The organism is Isoptericola sp. NPDC056618 (genome assembly GCF_042792715.1).
GTDB classification, from domain to species: Bacteria; Actinomycetota; Actinomycetes; order Actinomycetales; family Cellulomonadaceae; genus Isoptericola; species Isoptericola nanjingensis.
On sequence record NZ_JBHTVZ010000002.1, the window covers coordinates 301,217 to 322,484 of the forward strand.

Sequence of the window (21,268 nt, forward strand, 5' to 3'; positions counted from 1 at the left end):
GTCGAGACCCAGGTGTGCGGCCGTCGCCACCCGGATCCGTGCCTGACCCCGAACGTCGCCGATCCGTGATCCCGACACCTCTGGCACCCGACGCGGATCGAGTCGCGCACCTGGCGGGTGTGACGGTCTCGCTGCGAGTGGTCTCGGCAGGCAAGGGCTACGGCTACCTGCTCCGGTCGGTCGTGCAGTCGGACGGCGACGCCGCGCAGGCGACGGCGTTCACGCGGTACTTCGCCGAGGCGGGCACACCGCCGGGGGTATGGATGGGCAAGGGTGTCGCCTACTTCGGGAACGGCGAGCTGCGCCCCGGGATGACGGTCACGCCCGAGCAGCTCCAGACTCTCCTGGGGCGCGGCAACGACCCCGTCAACGGCGAGAACCTCGGCCGGCCGTTCCGCGAGTACCCGACCGTCGCCGAGCGCACGGCGACGCTCACCACTCGCGTGGACCGGACACTGCCCGCCGAGGAGTTCGACGCCGAGGTCACCCGCATCCAGGCCGCCGAGGCCGCCCGCGGACGGCAGACCGCGACCGCCGGGTTCGACCTGACGTTCTCCGTGCCGAAGTCGGTCTCGGTGCTGTGGGGCGTCGCCGACGCGAACACCCAGGAGTTGATCGCCGAGGCCCACCACGCCGCCGTCGCACAGGTGCTGGCGTTCTTCGAGCGCGAGGTCGCCGCCACCCGCGTCGGGCACGCCGGCGTCGCGCAGGTCCCCGTTGTCGGGATCGCCGCCACCGCCTACGACCACTGGGACTCGCGCGCCAACGACCCGCAGCTGCACACCCATGTCGTGGTGTCGAACAAGGTGCTGACCGCCCACGACGGGAAGTGGCGCACCCTGGACTCCAGGGCCATCCACCACTCGATCGTCGCGCTGTCCGAGTACTACAACGCCGTCCTGGCCGACCGACTCACCGGCACCTTCGGCCTGACCTGGGAGCGGCGCGAACGCGACGGCCACAACCCGCAATGGGAGATCCAGGGCATCAGCGAAGACCTTGTGCGCGAATTCTCCTCCCGCGCCCGGGACATCGACGTCGCCACCGACGCCAAGATTGACGACTACGAGCGCGAGCACGGCCACCGTCCGTCCGACAGGCACATCGTGCGAATGCGGGCAGACGCCACCCTCGATACCCGTCCCGATAAGACGATCCGCGCCCTGTCGGACCTGACAGCCGAGTGGCGCCGCCGCGCGCACGGCATCATCCACGGCGACCCCACCGAATGGGCACGCCGGCTCACCACCGCCACACCGACCACGTCGCTCACGCACGAGTCGGTGCCCATGCTGATGATCGATCAGGTCGCCGCCCAGGTGGTCGAGGCCGTCGCGGAGAAGCGGTCGACGTGGCGGCACTGGAACCTGTGGGCCGAAGCCTCCCGCCGCACGATGGGCTGGAGGTTCGGGACCGTCGACGACCGCGAGTTCGTCGTCGCACTCATCGCCGACGCCGCCACCCGCCAGTCCGTCCCGCTCACTCCGAACGAGATCGCTTCCAGCCCGGCCGCGATGCGCCGCGACGACGGCACCAGCACCCTGCGCACTCGACACTCCACGTACCTCTCCAGCCAGCACGTGCTCGCGACCGAGAACCGGCTCCTCGCGCTCGTGGACGACCGCGATCCGCATCTCGTCGTCTCGCAGCGGATCATCGATGAGGTGCCTGGTGCCCGCGTGGACGGCGTGGTCATCGACGCCGAACAAGCCGCGGCGCTCGCGCAGGTTCTGATCTCGGGCCGGCGGCTGGACCTGCTGATCGGCCCCGCCGGCACGGGCAAGTCCACCGCGATGGCCGCGCTGCTCGGTGCCTGGACCGTGCAGCACGGCGCCGGATCGGTGGTCGGGATGGCGCCCTCGGCCAGCGCGGCCCAGGTGCTCGCCGAAGACCTTGGCATCGGCTGCGACAACACGGCCAAGTGGATCCACGACCACCGGCATGGCAGGGCCGACTTCCGTGCCGGGCAGCTCGTCATCCTCGACGAGGCCACGCTCGCTTCGACCCGTGCACTGGACGTCATTGCGGCCCGCGCCGCTGAGGTCGGCGCGAAGGTCGTGCTGGTCGGCGACCCCGCCCAGCTGCAGTCGGTGGAGGCCGGGGGAGCGGTCTCCATGCTCGCCGCCGCCCGCGACGGCGACGTGCCTAGCCTGGTCGAGGTCCGGCGGTTCGTCCACGCGTGGGAGAGGGGCGCATCGCTTGCCCTGCGTGACGGCGACGTCACCGCGATCGACGTCTACCAGAGCCACGAACGTCTCCGCGAGGGCACCACCGAGGCCATGATCGACGCCGCCTTCGACGCGTGGCAGGACGATCTCCGCGAGGGGCGATCCTCGATCCTCCTCACTGAGGCCGCGGAGTCCGTGCGCCAGCTCAACGAACGTGCCCGCGCCGAACGGATCCAGACCGGCGTCACGTCGGCGGTGCGGGACGTCGCGTTGCGCGAGGAGGCGCGCGCCTCGGCCGGCGACGTCGTGATCACGCGTCGGAACGACCGCCGCCTGCGCACCGGTGACGGCAGCTGGGTCCGCAACGGCGACCGGTGGACCGTCGCACATGTCGGCCGTCATGGGACGGCCGCCGTCCGCCGCAACGGGGACCCCGCGGGTCGGACGGTCACGCTGCCCGCCGAGTACGTGGCCCGGCACGTCGACCTCGGATACGCGGTCACCGCGCACCGCGCTCAGGGTTTGACCGTCGACACCGCGCACGTCGTCGTGTCGCCGTCGACCACCCGCGAGAACCTGTACGTCTCGATGACCCGCGGCCGCTGCTCCAACACCGCGTACGTCGCTCTGGACAAGCCCGATCCGCTGCACGACACCCCGGTCGAGGACGACGTCTCCGCCCGCACGATCCTGTTCGGGGTGCTTAACCACTCCGGGCTCGAGCTGTCCGCGCACGAGACCACCGCCGCCGAGCAAGAGCGGTGGACCGGCATCGCACAGGTGGCGGCCGAGTACGAGACCATCGCCACCGCCGCGCAGCGGGACCGCTGGACCGCCCTCGTCAAGGACACCCTCGTTCGTTCGGGCGGGTTCACGCCGGCCGAGGCCGGACAGGTCATCGAGTCCGAGGCGTTCGCCGTCCTCATGGCCGAGCTGCGCAGGGCCGAGGCGAATCGGCACGACGTCGCGGCTCTCCTCCCGCGCCTGGTCGCCCAGCGCAGCCTGCTCGACGCCGACGACGTCGCCTCCGCCCTGTCTGCCCGCCTCGCACGCGCCGCCGGACGACCCGCCCGCGGGGCGACGCCGGACCTCGTCGCCGGGCTCATCCCCGCAGCCTCCGGGCCGTTGCCGGCCGACGTCGCCCTGGCCCTGGCCGAACGCCGCGACCTGATCGAGACGCGCGCTCGCACCCTCGCCGAGGCTGCCGCACGTGACCGCGTGTCGTGGGTGCGTCGCGTCGGCGACCGGCCAGCTGGCGCCGGTGATGGCGAGCAGTGGCTGGTCGAGCTGACCGTGATCGCGGCCTACCGCGACCGGTACGACGTCACGGGGCAGGCGCCGCTCGGCGCCTCGACGCGGACCGTCATCCAGGAACGAGACCGCCGTCGAGCGGCCGAGGCACTGCACCGCGCCGAGGCACTCACCCAGTCCCGCGCGAGCAGGCAAAGCGGCGCTCACGCGTACGGGCGCACCCTCTAGCACCCGCCAGCACTTCCGCGGAACCACACGCATGAGATCCAGCGTGCGCGACCGTCTCCTGCAGTGAAACCCCTGGTCAGCAATCTGTGGACAGGGCGGCGCCTCCGGTCGCCCTCACGGCCGAAACGACGGCTATCCGCAGGTCCCGGAGCGCCTTGTCCACAGGACGATGGCCGTTCGCACCGCAGGAGGATTACCGCGCGCACTCTCGCTGCGAGGCCGGTTCACCGCGAGCCGGCCCCGGCCTGAAGGGAGCAACCTCGTGTTCTTCTACCTCCTCTTCCGCTTCTGGTTCACTCTCGCGCGGCGGTGCTACGCCTTCTGCCAGGCGTGGATGCCCACGAACCACTTGGTTCGCTGGCTCGACACTGACCGCGGCATCGCATGGGGCCTGCCCGTCGGAGCCGCGCTGACGCCCCCGTACTACCTGGCCATGACCTGGAGCGGCGAGCACCTGAGCGCCGACGGCTCCGCCTGGTGGTGGGTGCCCACGCTGTGGGCAGCGCTCAATGCGATCAAATTCGCGCACGTCGCCATCCGCAGCCCGTTCGCGTGGGCCTACCGCGTGTTGCGCCGCCGCGCCGTGCGCCGGGTGGACGCCTACCGCCGGTGGCGTGCCGCGTAGCCCGCTGGTACCGCGCGCACACCTTCCTCCTGACTAGGGGACCGCCGTCGGCGTGCCCGAGACCTCGGAGAACTGCGATGACCATCCACACGGGCCCTGAAGCGGCCGCCGTCAAGCGTGGCGGCGAGCCCATGCTGCTCGGCCACTACCTGACGTACCAGGTCGCCCGATCGAACCTCTGTGCGCTCGCCGATGCGACCGAGACGGGGCGCCTGCATGACTACTGGGACGTGCTGGACGTCATCGACTTCCTGCACCCGCCGGACCAGCTCGCCGTCGCGCTGCCCGTGCGCGGCGTCAGCCGGTACGCGATGTACGTCGCCGCGCGCCGCGCGATCGAGGACCTCGGCCGCTATGGCCTGGACCCCGTCAACCTGCTCGAGGCTCGCCACCTGCTCGACGCCGCCTGGGCCGAGGATCCCGGCGCCGTGAGGGCTGCGCCATGACCTACGGAGAAGTGGCCACCCGACTGCGCGAGTCGCTGGCCGAGCTGCTCACACACGCCAGGCCCTACTACGAGCTCGGAGGCAAGCACTACAGCCGTGACACGCCCTTGGATGGGTTCCGCGAACGCGCTGACCTCATCCAGCGGTACCGCGCCGCCGTCCTTCAGTACAGCGCGGAGCTGGCCCGTACCCACACTGCCGGGCTCCCGCGCGACGTGACGATCGTCGAGAACTGGCTGCGCTGGGTCGAACGCGCCGTCCCGTCACGGGACGAACTGCCGGGCGGTCGGTTCGCCAACGCCTCCGAGCTCGGGACCGAGCAGCACAATGTGATCGTCGAGCTGTGGCGCCGCGCCGCCGTCGCGGCCTTCATCGCTCGGGAGCGGGAGTTCGCACCGATGCGCGAGCAGATCACTGCCGAGCAGAACGTCGTCGTGCTCAAGGACGTCGCCGACGTCATCCGTGCGCTCATCCGGCTCGACGACCGCCACGGCCGGCTGCCCGGTTGGCACGGGCTCGCAGGCACCAAGGGCATCAGGTCTGACCGGCCATCACGTGCCGCGACAGGGGAGCACGCGCGAGGGCTAAGTGCGACGACAAGGTTCTTCAACGAATGGATCGCGCGGCAGATCACGCCGGACGGCTTCACCGTCGATCGCATTGGCTATCAGCCTGAGCCAAGGCTCGACGTAGCCGGCGGAACCGTCGACGGCGCGATCACGGCGCTGCAGAACCTCTCGGCCGTGATCGATGCGGACTTCCCGCGCCCCCTGTCGCTGCGCATCCTGTTCCGGTCCCAGCGGAAGCTCTCGGTGCTCGCTAGCAAGCTCGCGCTGGCGGCCGGGGACACCAAGTGCGCAGCGGCCCTGAACGTCCGGGGCAAGATCTACGCCGGACTTGTCACCGCCATGCGCAATGTCAGCGGGACACTCGGTGACGGCCTGTACGTCGTCGCCTACGGCACTGTTGCCACCGACCAGGTCGCGCGGACGACAACGATCACCGCCGAGCAGGCCTCACGCCTGGTCGAGGCACTCGACGAAGTAGACCTGCGCATCGCCCACGCCACGCGACGAGGCGCAGCGGAGGGAACACTCCTCGTGGCGACCGGTGAGGAGACGCTGGATGCGCCCGGCGCGGGCGGCGTCCGTCGTCGGCGGTCGGTCTTCGATGTCGTGACTCCGCAGTCGAACCCGAACTTCTTCCGTCTGCTCCGCACGCTCGAGCCGCAGCGTCGTCCCACGCTACCCGCGACAAGCGCCGTCACGCAGCGCGCCGACTTCGCAGCGATCCTCACGCAGGCGCCCAAGTCGTCGCTCCGGCGGAGCGACGACCGTGCCGCAAAGCGCGCGACGAACAGACAAGCGCCGGGGGCCGTCGCCCTGGTGCGAGACCCGTGATAGGTGCCGGGCGAGTACTACAGACTCACCCGTGGCCACAGCCGCTTGTCGCCCAACGGCATGTCGTCGCCGCTTGAACACGACCGCGTGGGTATCGGCCGTCTGCCGAGTGTGCCGGGCCCCAAGTGCGGTGGAGTGTGTTTGGCTGGCCTCTCATCCCATCGCCATCGATACTCGTGACGTTGCCATGCACGAGCCGCGGGCCGACGGATGGGCTGCGACAGACCGTCGCGCCCTTGCGGGGCCCACGGCGATCGGCCGCGCCGGTCCCACAGCGCCTGGGCCGTCGCCGACCTCGGCGTCCCTGATGCCCAGAGGAGTGATCAGCCCACTGACCCGTATGGCGTCATGGAGCTCTGCGACGTCGTAAGAGATCACCGCAGCTGTCCTGAACCTCGCATCCGGACGAGGGTGCCCCGCTACCATCGTGGCGCGGGCGTGGTCGCCGCGGTGGCGAGCAAGAACGGGCCGTAGGACCTGGAGACGGTAGGGCAGATTGGAGAATGCGCAACAAAACTCGTGTCAGTCATGGCCAAAGAACCCAGGTCAGGCTTGATCCCTTATTCCTTAAACCCTCCAACGCCAAAGGAGCCATCAGTGCCGCTGGTGGACAAAACTTTCTTCGAACGTGCGATTCACAATATTGCACACTGGGGCGATACGGATATTTTTCCGTTCCCCATCGATAATCACGTGGCGCACGACAAGGCACCGGAACTGGCAAGGATTCTGGAAGGAATGGGAAGCGACCTGACAGCGTCGCTGCATGCCTACCCAGTCCTAAGCCACTCGACACTATCGCCGGTCGGATACAGCGGGTTTCGCTGGGCAACTCAGATCGATCCTCTTTGGAACGCGTACCTTCTGGGAGTGACGCTATCCTTAGCCCAGTCGATCGAGGCCGCGCGGATCCCAAGGTCGAGCGGACACGTGTACTCGTATCGCTTCGAGCCCGAGGCTGACCGCCTCTTCTGGTCAGATGGGTGGTCAGCGTTTCAAGAGCGAACTCGCGAACTTGCCTCCAGGTACAAGTATGTGGTCGTCACCGATATAGCGGATTTCTACCCTAGGTTGTACCACCATAGGATCGAAAACGCATTGCAGCCCCTCGACGCCACCGGCGCCAAGACCGGCCAGATAATGGATATACTGATTCGCCTATCCAATTCGACGTCATACGGACTACCGGTTGGTGGCCCTGCGGCGCGAATCCTCTCGGAGATTACGATCGATCAGATTGACCGACTGTTACTGGCAGAATTGAAGAACGGGGAGTTCTGCCGATTCGCAGACGACTATCGAATCTTCGTCGACGATCTCCAGTCAGCGCACCATGCGGTTGGCTTCCTGTCAGAAAAGCTGTTCCTGAATCAAGGACTGTCGCTCCAGAAAAGCAAGACGACCATCATGCGTGGTGACGAGTATCTTGCGATTCTAGACCCGACAGATCCGCCAGAAGGTAGCGCATCTCGCTTTCTAAAGCTACATCTGCATTTTGATCCGTACTCCGAAACTCCTTTGGAGGACTACGAGCGTCTGCGGGGTGAGATTGATCAGTTCGATATCCTGGACCTCCTGCGACGAGAACTGCTCAAGGGGCAAGTGCACACCTCGGTCACGAAGAAGCTTGTAAAAGCGCTGAGGTTTCTGGATGTCCAGTCTCGAGAACTTGCCGTCCGGTCGCTCCTTGATCAAGGCAATTTTGAACGGTTAGCACCAATAATGCCACAGGTGCTAATGTCGATTGGAGCGGCTCTTGTAGGGGCCAGCGACGAATTCGTTGCTTTCGTTTGTAAAGAGATTCGGTCTAGAATTGAAGGAGACCACTATCTTGCTCGGGTTGAACTGAATCTCGCCTACATGATCCGGCTGCTAGCTATGGATCATTCGCCCGAGACCGAGCAACTCCTAATCAGGTTGTACGATCGAGGACACGGCTATAGGAACGCGCCATCTCCACTGATTCAGCGGGACATTATGCTAGTGCTGGGGCGCTGGGAGGTGCGTTTCTGGCTTAGCGACCAGCGGTCTAGGTATCAAACAATGCACCCATGGGTCAAGCGGGCTTTCGCGGTAGCTTCCTACTCGTTGGGCGACGAAGGGCGACATTGGCGTCGCGCGAATAAGAAGGCGATGATTGAGTACGATCAACTGATGCTTGAGTGGGCTGGCGACAAGGTGCAGCTGCTAGATTGGCGGATTCCGCTATGATCTCGACCCGAGTATTCTCGCGTCAGCGGTCCATCTGGGCCAACTTGGCGCCAACGCTCGAGCCGGTGGTGCGCTGGGCGAACGAGAATTACACTGAATTTTCTGATCCTGTTCCAGCAAATGGAGGCGAGCCTGCCAATAACGCCCTAATCGCTGAGGCAGCGTTTGGGCTTGTTGCAAGCGGGCGTTCGTGGGATTCGTTCTCGAATGCGGACCTGCGGATAGTGCGGGAATACGTACTTCGAGTCGGCGAGTATCCAATGCCTGCGACCAACCTCGATGCTGAGGAATTGGAGGAGGTCCGTGGACTGGCGCGCTCACTGGGAACAAATGTTTCATTGATGCCGACGATCGAGTTTTGGCCGGAGATTCCGGGATGCGGTGTCGTAGATTCCGCACGCGGGGATATTCTGAGCGGCTTGCGACTGTTGGAAGTAAAGTGCGTTACTCGACCCTTTAGGAGCGGTGACTTTCGGCAGCTGTTGACATATTGTGCAATGTATGCGGCGAGCGGTGTCGAGATTGAATCAGTTGGGATCGTTAATCCCCGCACGGGTCGAGAGATACATTTGTCGGTCGAGTTTGTTTGTCGTGGTTCTAGCGGTCTTACTTCGGTCGAGTTCTTCCGTGAAGTCCAGCGCACGATGCTCGAACTACAGGTATCAGGTTAATTGAAGTCTGCGTGCTCTATTGCAGATGGCGCGACGAGAGATTTCGCGAGCACGGGCGCGGGTCTGACTATAGGTCCGGAGATCTGTTCGATGGCGATTTGGAACCCGCCGCACCGATGGCGCGACCAGTCGCGACTGGTTCACCACTCCGACGCCTGGTCCCATGCAACCTCGATCGCGTCCACCCACCGGCTGCCCGAGCACGATATCGATGCTTGGGTCGGGTCCGTCGGGTACGCGTGCGACGACGTTGCCGCCAAAGCGTCTCGACAGCGAGATCGGGATGGTCCGCCCGCCGACCTCGAGGACACCCGCTACCATCACAACACTGCTCCGACAACTGTCGAGGCGTCATTTCCGAGCCTCCGCTTGACCAGCTTCACAACAGTTTCGACGGAACATAGGCCACTCAGGTTCGCCTTAGACCAGCGCTAGTCCCGGGCCGGTGGGAGGGTAGTCCAGGGTTACTGCTGCCGCACGTGCGCTGCGTTCGACACCGGTGAACGGGTCATGGACCACCACGTTCGGGTTGGTGGCGGTGAGCATGGTCCGTGCTATTGCCGCGGTGCCGTCGTCGAGCAGCCCGGCGTGGTCGAGGAATGTTGCCAAGAGGTAGGACCGTTGGGTGTTCATCACCGGGTCACGGGTCTCTGTGGCCTGGGGTGCCTGGGCCCAGATCGGCGTGTTGGTATCGGCGGAGGCAGGGTCCACGATTGCGGAGCGGAGCGCGGTGGCTGCGCTCGCGTCGTGGCGCAGTCGGCGCAGCAGCGGGCCCGTGAGCATGGGGGACAGGTCGGAGGCGTCTTGGAGCATGAGCTGCTGGTGTGCCCGTTCGACGATTGCGGGGAGGACGTTCGCTGGTGAACACCGGATGGCGATGGTGAGTGAGTCGATCCATTCGCGGCGATCTCGGGGCTCGTCGGATTGGAACCAAGCCACCAGATCGGCGAACATCGCGCGGCTGCGTCTGTCGTTCGGGAACAGCTCGCAGAAGAGTGCTCGCAGTCGCGGATCGATCTCGAAGTAGGGCTGCTGCGTCAGGGCGTCGCGGAGCGCTTCGACCGGGATCTGCCACAAGTCCGGGTCGACCAGGAGGTCGTAGACCTCGTCTGGCTCCGTCCGTCTAAAGGTGGAGGATCCCGCGTGCTCTAGGCAGGCACGATAGAGGTCGACATCGTGGCGTCCAGTGCGATGCGACCAGAGCAGATACTCGGCGCTGTTGCGGAACTGGGGGTTCGCGTCCGCCTCCGCGCGGATGAGCTCGCTGACGGCGGGGTGCGGCGACGAACAGGTGCTCAACTGCCCGAGCACGGCTGCTCGAGCGTCCGCGGGCATGTCCCTAGCGTTGGAGGCGGACAGCAGAGCAAAGATCTCATCGCCGAAGTGCGTTGACACTTTGTCCCAGTTGGCGTTGAGCAGGTCGACCAGCTCCCGGTCGACGCCTCCGAATAGGAGCCGAAGGCGCACGCCCGGTCGAGTAGGTTGCCCGATGGTCTCCAGTAGCCCGTCATGGAGCCCGAGCTCACCTAGGAGCAACATTGCGACCCAGCCGGTCTGCCGGCGGTCATCGTGAGCCTGCCCGTACCCGCACAGTTCGGCCCGAACCTGTGCGCGCAACCAGTCTTTGGTCTGCTCGGTCTGCCTGTGCTCAGCGTTCGGTGAGATCCGGTACCGCTCGACGCGACGGACCAGTCCAGTGAGTGCGGCGCGCTGTACCCAGGGGTCCGTGTCCTCACCCCAGTCCCCGAGAAGCTCTCGCAGGGTCGCGGGGGCCAGATCGGAGCGGGTCAGAGCATCGACGAGCACCTCCCGCAGGTGCGGTGGCAGGTAGGCAAGCTGGTCGAGAACCGCATCCATCATCATGTTGGCGGTGGCGTCGGCGCGGGCGCCATACGCGCGCACGATCGCCGGGGGTGCTGGGTCGTGGATGCCGCTGCTGATGTACCGGGGGTGCTTCAGGTCCCGCAACGCGAATGCGACGACGGCCTCGTGCGTGGGCCACGCGGCAATGATCGAGTCGACATGCCAGGTGAGGTGCCCGGTTCCGACTGCGGTGCAGCGCATCGCGAGTTCGCCAGGGTCGTACTCGCGCAGGATCGCAATGGACTCAGGATCCTCCGGGCTGTTGGCGAACTGCGCCCAGGCGTCGGCGACGGACATCGCGACCAGGACCCGCGCTTCCCCGTCACTTTCGTCGGCCGAGGCACGCAACAACGCGACGAGCACCCGGAAGCCTTCCGCGGCACCGAGCGCCTCCAGCGCGAGCGGCGCGAGCGGTGCCGCCGACTCAAGAGGCCCGTGCAGGCGCTCATCGAACAGCGCGCGCACCTCGGGACGCTTCCCGAAGCGTTGCAGCAACGCGGCCCCGACACGCACGGGACGCCACGAGTCCAGGGCGGGCAGGAGCACATCGAGCGCTTCGTCGTCGGGCAACGATTCTGCGAGGGTGATTATGCCTTCGCTGAACGGAGGGTTTGGAGTTTTTTCGCGAATAGTCGCCACGGCGCTGCTCGCGAAAGCGGGGTCTGCGCGCCACGACTCCGGGATGAGCGCGAGGTTGTGCAGTATGAGCCCGTGGCGGTCGGGGTGTTCCAGTTCACTGGCCACCCAGTTCTTGATCGCGTCGTCGTTGCTGAAGGTGGTGCAGGCCAGCAGCCAAGCCATCGACCTGTCGCCGCCGTTCTGACCGTTGCCCGAAAGCGTCTGCAGGACGAATTGCGCCGCTTTCGGTTGCTCGGACAGCACATGTTGCACGAACGGGATGGCGAGGTCCGTCCAGTGCTCTCGCGGCCGCAACCCCTCACGCCACAAGAACCCTCCGAACCAGTGGCGCTCGGCGGCGGAGAGGTGATCGAACTGCCGTCCCGCGGCTTCCCGCATCAGGTGCAGAGCGCACACTCGCAGCTCCGGGGTGATCTGCGCTCTTGCCCACTCCAGGAGGGCGGGCAGTTGCGGCCAGTCTGGCCACCCTGTCCCCAGGCACAGCAGCGCGAACGCCTGGTCGATGGCGTTGGCACCCTCACGGACGTTCGTTTCGATGCGGGCGCCGACCGAAGCATCGCCGGCGTAGCGAATCGCGATGGCATGAGCAGCGTTGAGCTGCACCGCCTCGTCCTCGTGCCGCAGCCCCCACTGCAGCGCAGGTAGGACGCCCGTCTCCGCGACCGCGGCGTCGCGGAGCATCCACAGCGGTGACGTCGGCTCGGGGTGCGCGGCGTTGAGCCATCGTCTGAAGGTTGTGAGCAGCAGCGGTCGCAGCGAGGCGTGTTTCGTCATCGAAACCAGCGACGCGATCAGCGTGGCCCTGTGGGCGGTGACGGCGTGCTCGTTGACTCGGTCGACGATCTGCGTCACCCACTGTAGTTGCGTCTGCGCGGTGAGAGCGACGTTGGCTGCGATGGTCTCGGCGACAAGTTCGTACTTGTCGACCGGGTCCACGTCGGGATGCTCGCTGAGCCGGGCGAGCAAGGACGCGTTCACATGTGCGTTGACCTGCGTGGCCAGCCCGGCAATGAGGACGTCCCGCCAGGTGGGGTCGCCGGCCCGGGCGGTCAGGGCGCTCTCCTGCTCGTCGGGTCGGAGTTTGGCCAGGTGCTCGCCGGCGAGCTGATCGAGCAGAACACGATGCAAGAACCCGACCATGCCAACGCCCTGCGGCACGAGCAGCCCGTACTCGTCCTCCGCCTGCGACAGCACCGCCGCTGCGACCCGGGCCGCGTCGGCCGCCGGGTATGCGAGACCGTCATCGCGGCGCAGCTCCTCCCGGAATCGTCGCTCTGCCTCTCGCCTAGGGAGAATCGCAGATCCCCCCTCGACCCGGACCTGGTAGGCGACACCCCGGAGCACGGTGAGCATGTCGCTGGTGGAGAACTCGGATCCCGCCGCGGAGGAGGCGCGGCGGCGCATCTGCGGATGCTTGTCGACCAGAAGCTGGACGAGTGCGGAGAACAGGCGGAACCGTTGCGGTGGTAGCGACTCACCACGCCACGACTTCGCCAGTAGGCCGAGGAACAGCGGTGTGCCTAGAAGAGGGCTCAACGCCGGTACCTGGCTCAGTTCGGCCAGGAACGCCTCTGCATGCGGGGTGGACGGCCCGTCTCGACCGATCGTGTCGGACTCGGACAACACCCGGGTGACCAGGCCGACCTGCTGAGCGTGCGAGAGCGGGGCAAGGACCGCCTTCGCCCAGGGCGCCACCCAGTTCAACCGGTCCACCGCGTAGGGGCGGGCGGTGAGGACTGCACCAATACTGCGTTGGGCCACGAACGATTCGATGAGCCCGAGCGCGTACTCCGCAGAAGCAGGGTCGTTCCACTCGTCGACGCCGTCGACGAGCAGGATCGCCCGTTCGTCGTCGAGCGCCGGTTGCGTGAGATCCCACGCCGACGGTCCACCCTGCTGGGTGACCCAGGCCTGGATGGCCGATACGACCGAGTTCGTGGTGGACCCGTCGAGATGACGGCAAAGGAACCCGAACGGCAACCACAGCGGCAAGTCACCGCCATGTGCACGCTGCAGCGCCGCGGACTGAGGTTCGGACGCAAGGATGTCCGCGGCAGCGAACATCAGGAAACTGGACTTGCCTGACCCGGGCGCGCCGACGAGCAGCCGGAGGCGCGCGGACTCGGCCCACTCGTCGACAGGTGTGCGTGCCCGATCCTCATCCGCCGTCCGCACCGGGTTCCGCGGCGCAGGTCGGCGGGTGCGCCGACGCATCACTCGGGGCGTTCCCGCGTACTCCTCCAGCGGTCGGATCGATACCGGCGGCTCTGTCTGCTCCGGCTCCAGGGCAGCCGCCCGCGCCGATGTGTCCTCGGAGACCGGCTGCGTATCGAGGATGAGATACGACATGCCCGGCGTGTGTGTGCCGGTGACTGTCGGCGCGGCACCCTGCGCCCGGAATGCCGCACGGTACAAGCTACCGAGGGCGGCGCGGGCAGCTCGTGCCCGCTCAGGGGTGATTCGCCGGGCGAGTTCCTCAGCGCGGTCCTCCCCACAGAACGCGGTCACCCACGCCCGGCCGAAGAAGTCGTCCACGAGCCGGGGGTGATCGCGGAGTCGGACGGAAACCTCCTCCGCACCCCACGGTTCGAACGCGATGCCTTTCCCTGCGAGGGCGTCATGCGCGGACCGGATAGCGGCATCCAGCTTCGTGTCGCGCAGCGACGAACTCGTGGCGTAGTAGAAGCGGGAGCATCGGTCCGCCCACTCGCCTGCGAGGAAGTCAGTGACCGCCGAGGTGATCGACGCGGGGGTGAGGTCCTTCACTCGGCGTGACTGCAAGGCCACAAAACCCCTCCCGGCCGCTGGCGATGGGTCCAGTGAGGGTGCCATCCGTGCGTACACATCGATTCCGGCCTGGGCTTGCCCGGGCAGCCCGTACAGGGTGGCGTGGTCGATGTGCGCTTCCGTTTCCAGCAGTCGGGTGAACAGGCGTTCCGCGTTCTCCGGGGTCAACTCGTTCACGGGCAGCAGCGCCGGGCGAGTCTGAACCGGCGGGCGCGGCCGCGGGCCGTCCGGGAAAGACCACAACCGCGCCGGCAGCTCCAGTTGCTTCGTCGTCACGGTGGCCATCTTGTCGCTTGGAACCGACAGCGTGCGACCTGCTGATGGGTGCCGTCACGCGGTGCGCCGTCGTGCTTGACGAGTTCACGTCATTCTGGGAGGTGGGTCTACCCGAGTACGCCCCCTGCCGTGCGGAGTCCTAGACGTGTCAGGCGGTGCCGACCACGGTCTTGCCAACGCATCGTGGAAGGGGCAAGAGCGATTCCTATTCCGGAACGGCCAGGCTCGCGTGCTGCAGTACGTGCTTCTGGAGGTCGGCAGCAGCTTGACGTGGGACGCTGGCGCGATCAGTGCCCGTCGGGGTTGCGCTCGGAATCGCTGGCCAGCGTCGCCTGGCGTCGGCTGGTTGCGCCCACGATCGTTAGGATTGGTGCTGGCGGTAGCCGCCTCGCGCGGTGCTCGCTCCAGTTGTGAGTCCGGCTCTCACGAGCTGCGGATCGTTGGCCCACTGGTGGCCCACGGCAGGTTCGGAAGCATCATCGATGCTGGTCAGAGCGGCGGAAGTCGCTGCTTCGAACCCAGTATCGCCCACCCGTGAGCAAGGCCCCCTGGCCAGCGGAAACGCTGAGCAGGGGGCCTTTGCCGTGCGTGCTGTGGGACCAGCGGCGAGTCCCTGACCTGCGATGATGCTGGTCACTTCGGACTGCGCTCGGGGTCACGCCTCCTGCTGGGCGCGAGCGGCTTCACGTTCCGGGTTGGTCGCCGCGGCTGCCGTGGGTGCAGTGCGGGGCCAGGTCCAGGCGTACCTCAGGATGAGGGCGAGGACGATCAGTTCGAGGACGGCGCCGAGCCCGTAGAAGTACAGCCAGAACCCGCCGGCCACGTTGAACACGGTGACGGGGACGTAGAGCACGGCCACGACGAGGCTTGCGGTGCGGCTCATGCGGGCGGGCAGCGTCATCGACAGCACGACCATGAAGATCGGGATGGCCATGAGGGTCAGTGCCGTGGTCGAAAAGATCTGGGAGAGGTCGAACTCGAAGACCCGGCCGTCGAGGATGTCTTCGACGATGCCGGGCGTGAAGAAGCCGAGGATGTCGACGTAGGCGTACAGGAACATGAAGCTGGTCCATGCTGCGGCAAGCTTTGCTCTTACCGTGATCCGCGGGTCTTCCAGCGTGGTGGTGGGCTGTCGTGTACTCATCATGGGCTCCGTCGTCGTGGTGAGGATCGGTAGGTCCACGCTCGTCGAGCCCGGGCGGCGTGCGCACCGGCCAGGGGGCCGGAGCCCACCTGGCCGATCGGACGGTCTCCCTCTCATGCTTTCGGCCGGTACGCTGGGGCACGCCGATCCCTAGGCTGGAGCCGTGGTCACAGTCCGGCGCTCGATCTGGCACGAGCCGCGGCCCGCTGGCGCCCGACCCGTCGGTCGGCTCGACTGGCTGCTGGTGGGCATGTTCGTGGCGGCCGCCCTGGTCGAGGGCATCGTCCGGCCGGACGTGGCCTGGCGACCCCTGGTGTCGGTCCTCGCCCTGGCGCTGATCCCTGCCTTGCTCTGGCGGCGGAGCCGCCCCCTGACGGCCGCCCTGGTCGGGTGGGGCGTTGCCGGGCTGCTCTCGGTCCTCCAGCTGACGACGCACGCCGGGGACCTCGGCCTCTACTCCATGATCGCCGTCCCGATCCTGCTCTACTCCCTGGTGCGGTGGGGCTCGGGACGGGAGATCGTCCTGGGGACGGCGTTCGTGGCGGTCGTCGTCGTGCTCGGGATGTTCGCCTCGTCCGCGACCTGGGCCGACGTCTTCGGCGGGACCGTCCTCCTGCTGCTGTTCGTCGCTCTCGCGGTGGTGTTCCGCTACCGCGCGGACCTCTGGCATCGCCGACAGCGCGAGATCCGCAATCAGGAGCGGGTGGCGCTGGCGCGCGAGCTGCACGACACCGTGGCCCACCACGTCTCGGCCATCGCGGTGCAGGCGCAGGCCGGTGGCGTGGTCGCCGGCGTCCAGCCCGAGAAGGCTGTCGAGGTCCTCGCTGCGATCGAGTCCGAAGCGTCGCGAACCCTGGAGGAGATGAGGTCCATGGTGCGGGTGCTGCGTGAGGAGGACGCCGTCGCCTGCTCACCGCAGCGGGGTGTCGCGGATCTGCTTGCTCTGGCGCGCGCCGACGCGACGCCCACCGTCGAGGTCTCGCTGAACGGTTCGTTGACCCGGCTGGCACGACCCGTGGACGCCACGATCTACCGGCTCGCGCAGGAGTCGCTGACCAACGCCGTACGGCACGCCCGGAGCGCGACCCGCGTCGGGATCGACGTACGCCGGGAGGGCGACGCCGTCAGGCTGCGTGTCAGCGACGACGGACGGACCGAGCCAGGGCCCGCACCGGAGCCTGGATTCGGCCTGCTGGGCATGGCCGAACGTGCCCAGCTCCTCGGCGGGTCGCTCTCCGCGGGCCCGGCACCCGAGGGCGGCTGGGTGGTCGAGGCCGTGCTGCCGGTGGAGACGCCGACATGACGATCCGTGTTGTCGTGGCCGACGACCAGGACCTGGTCCGGACCGGGCTGGTGATGATCCTCGGTGCGCAACCCGACCTCGAGGTCGTGGGGGAGGCGGCAGACGGGCCCGCAGCGCTCGATCTGGCGACTCGACTGCGTCCTGATGTCCTCCTCGTCGACATCCGGATGCCCGGGCTCGACGGCGTCGAGGTGACGCGGCGCCTGGCCGGGCCAGGTGTGACGGACCCGATGGCGGTCGTCGTGATCACCACCTTCGACCTCGATGAGTACGTCCTCGGCGCCCTGCGCGCCGGTGCCCGCGGCTTCCTGCTCAAGGACGCCGGGCCAGGACTCCTCGTGCAGGCCGTCCACGCGGCGGCCGACGGGGACGCGCTGATCGCCCCCAACGTCACGCGGCGGCTGCTGGCAACCTTCGCCGACCAGGCGCCGGCGGTACCGGTCCAGCCCATCGACCCGCTCACCGAGCGCGAGGAGGAGGTGCTCGCGCTGGTGGCGCGGGGCCGGACCAACGCCGAGATCGCCACCGTGCTCTTCGTCGGCCTGAGCACGGTCAAGACCCACGTCGCATCGTTGATGACCAAGCTCGGCGCCCGCAACCGCGTCGAGGTCGCGATGTGGGCATACGACACCAGACGCATGAGAGCCGATGGGCACTGAGCCGTCCCGGTGAGTCCGGAGGCTCGTGGGGTTGCGTCAGGACGCAGACCAGAGCCGCGACCTCGATTTCCCCGACGGGCCCGATCGACGCGTCGATCGATGAGCCACGCGACGCGAGCGTGATCAGGTCCGGAGTCGGCGGGTAGAGGACGTTGTCGGCGAGCGGGGCCGCGGTGCGACTCGACCGGCCTGTCGGCCTTCGCCTGGCCCATTGACGCCCGGCCTCCGGTGCAGGACGATCGGTGCCAGCGAACCGGACAGTAGTGTCCGGATGAGAGGAGCCGTCATGCCCGTGCCGTCCCAGCCCCGGTTCGACCACACCTACGACGTCGTGGTGGTGGGCAGCGGGTCCGCGGGCTTCGCGACCGCCCTGGGTGCCGTGGACGCGGGGCTCAGCGTCCTGATCGTCGAGGGCACGGAGAAGTGGGGTGGCAGCTCGGCGATGTCCGGGGGCGGGCTCTGGCTGCCGGTCAACCCGCTGATGGAGCGTGCGGGCGCGGGCGACTCCCGCGAGGAGGCCCTCACCTACCTCGAGGAGACGGTCGGGGAGGTCGGCCGGTCGACCTCGCGGGAGCGCAAGGAGGCGTTCGTGGACGGGGTCGCGGACTTCGTCACGACCGCCGAGCGCCACGGGATGCGGTTCGCGCGCGGCAAGGACTACCCGGACTACTACCCGGAGCTCCCGGGCGGGAAGATCGGGCGGTCGATCGAGGTCGAACCGCTGGACTCCCGGCCGCTCGGCGACTGGTGGGGGACCCTCCGCTCCGCGGTGCCGCTGCCGGCGAAGACCGACGACGTGTGGCTGCTGGGCCGGGCGTGGTCGACGCCGTCCGGGTTCGTGCGGGGAGCCCGGTTCGTGTTCCGCGCCCTGGGCGGCCTGGTGACCGGCAAGCGCCTGGTGGGGATCGGGAACGCGCTGATGACGTCGTTCGGTCGCGCGCTGCTGGTGGAGCGGGACGTGCCGCTGTGGCTGTCCTCGCCGCTGGAGGACCTCGTGGTCGACGAGGCCCGGGTGGTCGGCGTCCGGGTGCGCCGCGAGGGGCAGGTCGTGACGGTGGGCGCGAGCCGCGGCGTGATGCTCGCGGCGGGAGGCTTCGAGTCGAACTCCGACTGGCGGCAGAAGTACCACGGGATCGACGGCAACCCGTCGGGCAACCCGGGGAACGTCGGGCAGGTGATCGACATCGCGCGCGAGGCCGGCGCGGCCCTGGAGCTCATGGACGACGCCTGGTGGGGCGCGTCGATCGAGGCGCCGCCGGGTGGCACGCCGGCGTTCATCGTCGGGGAACGGTCGATGCCGTACTCGATCATGGTCGACGCGCAGGGCGCGCGGTTCGCCAACGAGTCCGAGTCGTACGTCGACCTCGGGCATCACATGCTCGACCACGACAAGGACGGGCCGTACTGGCTCGTCTTCGACTCCCGCGCGCCGCGCCGGTACCTGCAGACCTTCGCGATGGACCCACGAGCAACCACGGCGATGAGGGCCGCGGGCATCGTGCGCAAGGCGGGCACGCTCGAGGAGCTGGCGGACGCCATCGCCGTCGACCCGGCGACGTTCCGGGCCACGGTGCAGCGGTTCAACGGGTTCGCGCGCTCCGGCGTCGACGGGGACTTCGGGCGCGGGAACTCGGCCTACGACCGCTACTACTCCGACCCGCTCGTGCACCCCAACCCCAACCTCGGGCCGATCGAGAGGGGGCCGTTCACGGCGTACCGGGTGGTCATCGGCGACCTCGGGACCAAGGGCGGCGTCGTCACGGACGCCGACGGGCGGGCGCTGCGCGAGGACGGGACGGTCATCGAGGGACTCTTCGCCGCCGGCAACGCCTCGGCGTCCGTCATGGGGCGCACGTACCCGGGTCCCGGCTCGACGATCGGCCCCGCCACCGTGTTCGGCATGCGGGCCGCCCGCTTCATGGCGAGGTCTCGCGACTGAGGCCGGCGGGCCGCGAGATCACCGTCGGCCCCCCGGCTCGTGCGGAATCCGGCTCGTGGGGCTAGAGCCGGCCCGCGAGGGCGGAGAGGCCCGCACCGTCGAGACGGGGCAGGACGGCGGAGCGCCCGCACGCGGCCATCAGCAGGTCGATGCCACGGCCGGTGAGCGCGGCGCCGTCGCCCCAGGCCCAGTCGAGGTCGGAGGCCGCCAGGCGCAGCCCGCGCAGCCGGCCGCGCGGCACGAACCCGATCGCGTGCCCGGTCGTGACGAACTCCAGCCCGACACGGACCGTCTCGGGGTCCGGGTCGTGGGCGAGCCCGAGGGGGAGCCGCATGTCGCCCTCGTGGACGAGCAGGTCGGTGAGCGGCGCCCTCGGGCCGGTCATCGGCGGGCTGAAGCGGCTCTCGGCGCGCTCGCGCAGCAGTGTCACGGTCTCCGCGACCGGCCGCCGCCCGGCGCGCCGGGCGGCGGCGTCGTTGGCGCGATGGATGCTCCCCCGGGCGCGGACGAGGTCGCGCAGGAACTCCCCGAGGGCGCCGGGGGCCGCGGTCTGCGCGAGGTGCGCGCCGACGGTGCGCACGTCCCAGCCGGAGCAGAGGCTCGGCGCGGCGAGCTGCGAGACGTCCAACGCCTCGAGCAGGTCGGCGACGGCGCGCCGCCGCTCGGCGGTCGCGGCGAACACGTCCGCCGGTGTCGATCCGTCCAACGCCGGTCCTCCCAGGTGCGGTCGAGGCGATCCTGCCGACGAGCAGTCTGGACGGGCGGGCGCCCGGCCGCGACACGTGGCTCGGTCGGCTGCCGGTCGAACCGTGCGTGCGGCGGCGGTCGACGTCAGGCCGGCGGCACCTCGACGCTGATGTTGGCACGCTCGGTGCCCGGCGGGTCGCCGAGGGTCGCCCAGAAGTCGGTGTCGCGCATCCAGCCGGGGAGGCCGGCGGGGAGGTCGCGGCTCGGGATGGCGGGCAGCTCGGCGGGCGTGAAGTCGGCGCCGTAGGGGACGAGGGGGCGCGCCTCGTCGGGCTGCTGGACCCTCGCGTGCAGCCGCCCCAGCGCCACGTTCCAGTTGTCGAGCAGGTCCCGGCGGCTGATCGGCCCGCCCGGTTTGTCCGCCGTCGGGTGCAGGGCTCGCTGGTGGAACACGGAGACGTCGGCGCCCTCGGGCGAGGTCACGAACGTGCGCCAGGCCTCGAAGGCCGGGGTGCCGAAGGTCACCACCGCCTCGATGCGGCCCGGCGCGAGCGCCGCCGCGAACCACCGGTGGCGGTAGGCGACGACCTCCGGGTCGTTCAGGTGGGGCAGCGCCATCTTCTGGTTGTAGATGCCGTACAGGAACGCGTTGACCATGAGGTAGCTCGAGGTGAACCCGAGCTTCTCGACGAAGCCCTGCACCCGCCGTCCCGCCTGCCCGGACAGGATGCGCCGGGTGAACGCCTCGGTCTGGGCCGGGTCCTGCCCGACGACGAGCAGCCTGGCGGTGCCGTTCGCGCGGCCCCGGTAGAACACGGGCCCCCACAGCGAGCGGAAGCCGTCGGCGCCACGGAACACCGTGTCGTCGGGGTAGCGGCGGCACAGCGTCCGGAACCGGCCGGTAGGCCCGGGGTCGAACGGGTCGGTGATCATGGCGCCTCCTCACCGACAGGGAGCGCCGCGCGGCGTCC

The 21,268-nt window shown here is 68.4% G+C and carries 13 protein-coding genes; 9 read left to right on the plus strand and 4 right to left on the minus strand.

The genetic code is table 11. The annotated features are described in order from the left end of the window. The first annotated feature begins 65 nt into the window (after positions 1 to 65). The 6 genes from mobF (at position 66) to ACFQ8T_RS04500 (ending at position 9,000) form a co-directional block, all read left to right on the plus strand. Positions 66 to 3,647: a MobF family relaxase gene (mobF, locus tag ACFQ8T_RS04475; protein WP_430545350.1), complete on the plus strand. Its 3,582-nt coding sequence runs from the start codon at positions 66 to 68 to the stop codon at positions 3,645 to 3,647. A gap of 262 nt (positions 3,648 to 3,909) precedes the next feature. Then, positions 3,910 to 4,272 (plus strand): hypothetical protein, encoded by a 363-nt coding sequence (locus ACFQ8T_RS04480; protein WP_430545351.1) that lies wholly within the window; start codon positions 3,910 to 3,912, stop codon positions 4,270 to 4,272. A gap of 77 nt (positions 4,273 to 4,349) precedes the next feature. Further along, a complete protein-coding gene (locus ACFQ8T_RS04485; RefSeq protein WP_430545352.1) occupies positions 4,350 to 4,718 on the plus strand; it encodes a hypothetical protein in 369 nt (122 codons plus the stop codon). Beyond that, positions 4,715 to 6,118: a hypothetical protein gene (locus tag ACFQ8T_RS04490; RefSeq protein ID WP_430545353.1), complete on the plus strand. Its 1,404-nt coding sequence runs from the start codon at positions 4,715 to 4,717 to the stop codon at positions 6,116 to 6,118. The genes ACFQ8T_RS04485 and ACFQ8T_RS04490 overlap by 4 nt, the downstream gene beginning before the upstream one ends. Before the next feature lie 597 nt (positions 6,119 to 6,715). Next, positions 6,716 to 8,329 (plus strand): RNA-directed DNA polymerase, encoded by a 1,614-nt coding sequence (locus ACFQ8T_RS04495; protein ID WP_430545354.1) that lies wholly within the window; start codon positions 6,716 to 6,718, stop codon positions 8,327 to 8,329. Then, positions 8,326 to 9,000, plus strand: coding sequence for a hypothetical protein (locus tag ACFQ8T_RS04500; protein WP_430545355.1), 675 nt, complete (start codon positions 8,326 to 8,328; stop codon positions 8,998 to 9,000). Before ACFQ8T_RS04495 ends, ACFQ8T_RS04500 begins: the two co-directional genes overlap by 4 nt. Positions 9,001 to 9,420: 420 nt before the next feature. On the opposite strand, the gene ACFQ8T_RS04505 is transcribed toward ACFQ8T_RS04500, so the two are convergent. Next, positions 9,421 to 14,565 (minus strand): NACHT domain-containing protein, encoded by a 5,145-nt coding sequence (locus tag ACFQ8T_RS04505; protein ID WP_430545356.1) that lies wholly within the window; start codon positions 14,563 to 14,565, stop codon positions 9,421 to 9,423. Positions 14,566 to 15,220: 655 nt separating this feature from the next. Beyond that, a complete protein-coding gene (locus tag ACFQ8T_RS04510) occupies positions 15,221 to 15,709 on the minus strand; it encodes a DUF6326 family protein (protein ID WP_430545357.1) in 489 nt (162 codons plus the stop codon). A gap of 163 nt (positions 15,710 to 15,872) precedes the next feature. On the opposite strand from ACFQ8T_RS04510, the gene ACFQ8T_RS04515 reads away from it, so the two are divergent. The 3 genes from ACFQ8T_RS04515 (at position 15,873) to ACFQ8T_RS04525 (ending at position 19,610) form a co-directional block, all read left to right on the plus strand. After that, positions 15,873 to 17,012 carry a sensor histidine kinase gene (locus ACFQ8T_RS04515; protein WP_430545358.1) on the plus strand — a complete coding sequence of 380 codons (1,140 nt, stop codon included), beginning with the start codon at positions 15,873 to 15,875 and terminating at the stop codon, positions 17,010 to 17,012. Next, the gene (locus ACFQ8T_RS04520; RefSeq protein WP_430545359.1) at positions 17,009 to 17,671 is read left to right on the plus strand and encodes a response regulator; all 663 of its coding nucleotides are present in this window, start codon (positions 17,009 to 17,011) and stop codon (positions 17,669 to 17,671) included. Before ACFQ8T_RS04515 ends, ACFQ8T_RS04520 begins: the two co-directional genes overlap by 4 nt. Before the next feature lie 286 nt (positions 17,672 to 17,957). After that, positions 17,958 to 19,610 (plus strand): FAD-binding protein, encoded by a 1,653-nt coding sequence (locus tag ACFQ8T_RS04525; protein ID WP_430545360.1) that lies wholly within the window; start codon positions 17,958 to 17,960, stop codon positions 19,608 to 19,610. A 61-nt stretch (positions 19,611 to 19,671) separates the two neighbouring features. Here the strand turns inward: ACFQ8T_RS04525 and ACFQ8T_RS04530 are convergent, their stop codons facing one another. Beyond that, complete coding sequence (locus ACFQ8T_RS04530) at positions 19,672 to 20,316, minus strand: maleylpyruvate isomerase family mycothiol-dependent enzyme (protein ID WP_430545361.1); 645 nt, start codon at positions 20,314 to 20,316, stop codon at positions 19,672 to 19,674. Between the two features lie 125 nt (positions 20,317 to 20,441). Then, positions 20,442 to 21,230, minus strand: a complete 789-nt coding sequence (locus tag ACFQ8T_RS04535; RefSeq protein ID WP_430545362.1) for a hypothetical protein — start codon at positions 21,228 to 21,230, stop codon at positions 20,442 to 20,444. Positions 21,231 to 21,268: the final 38 nt, after the last annotated feature.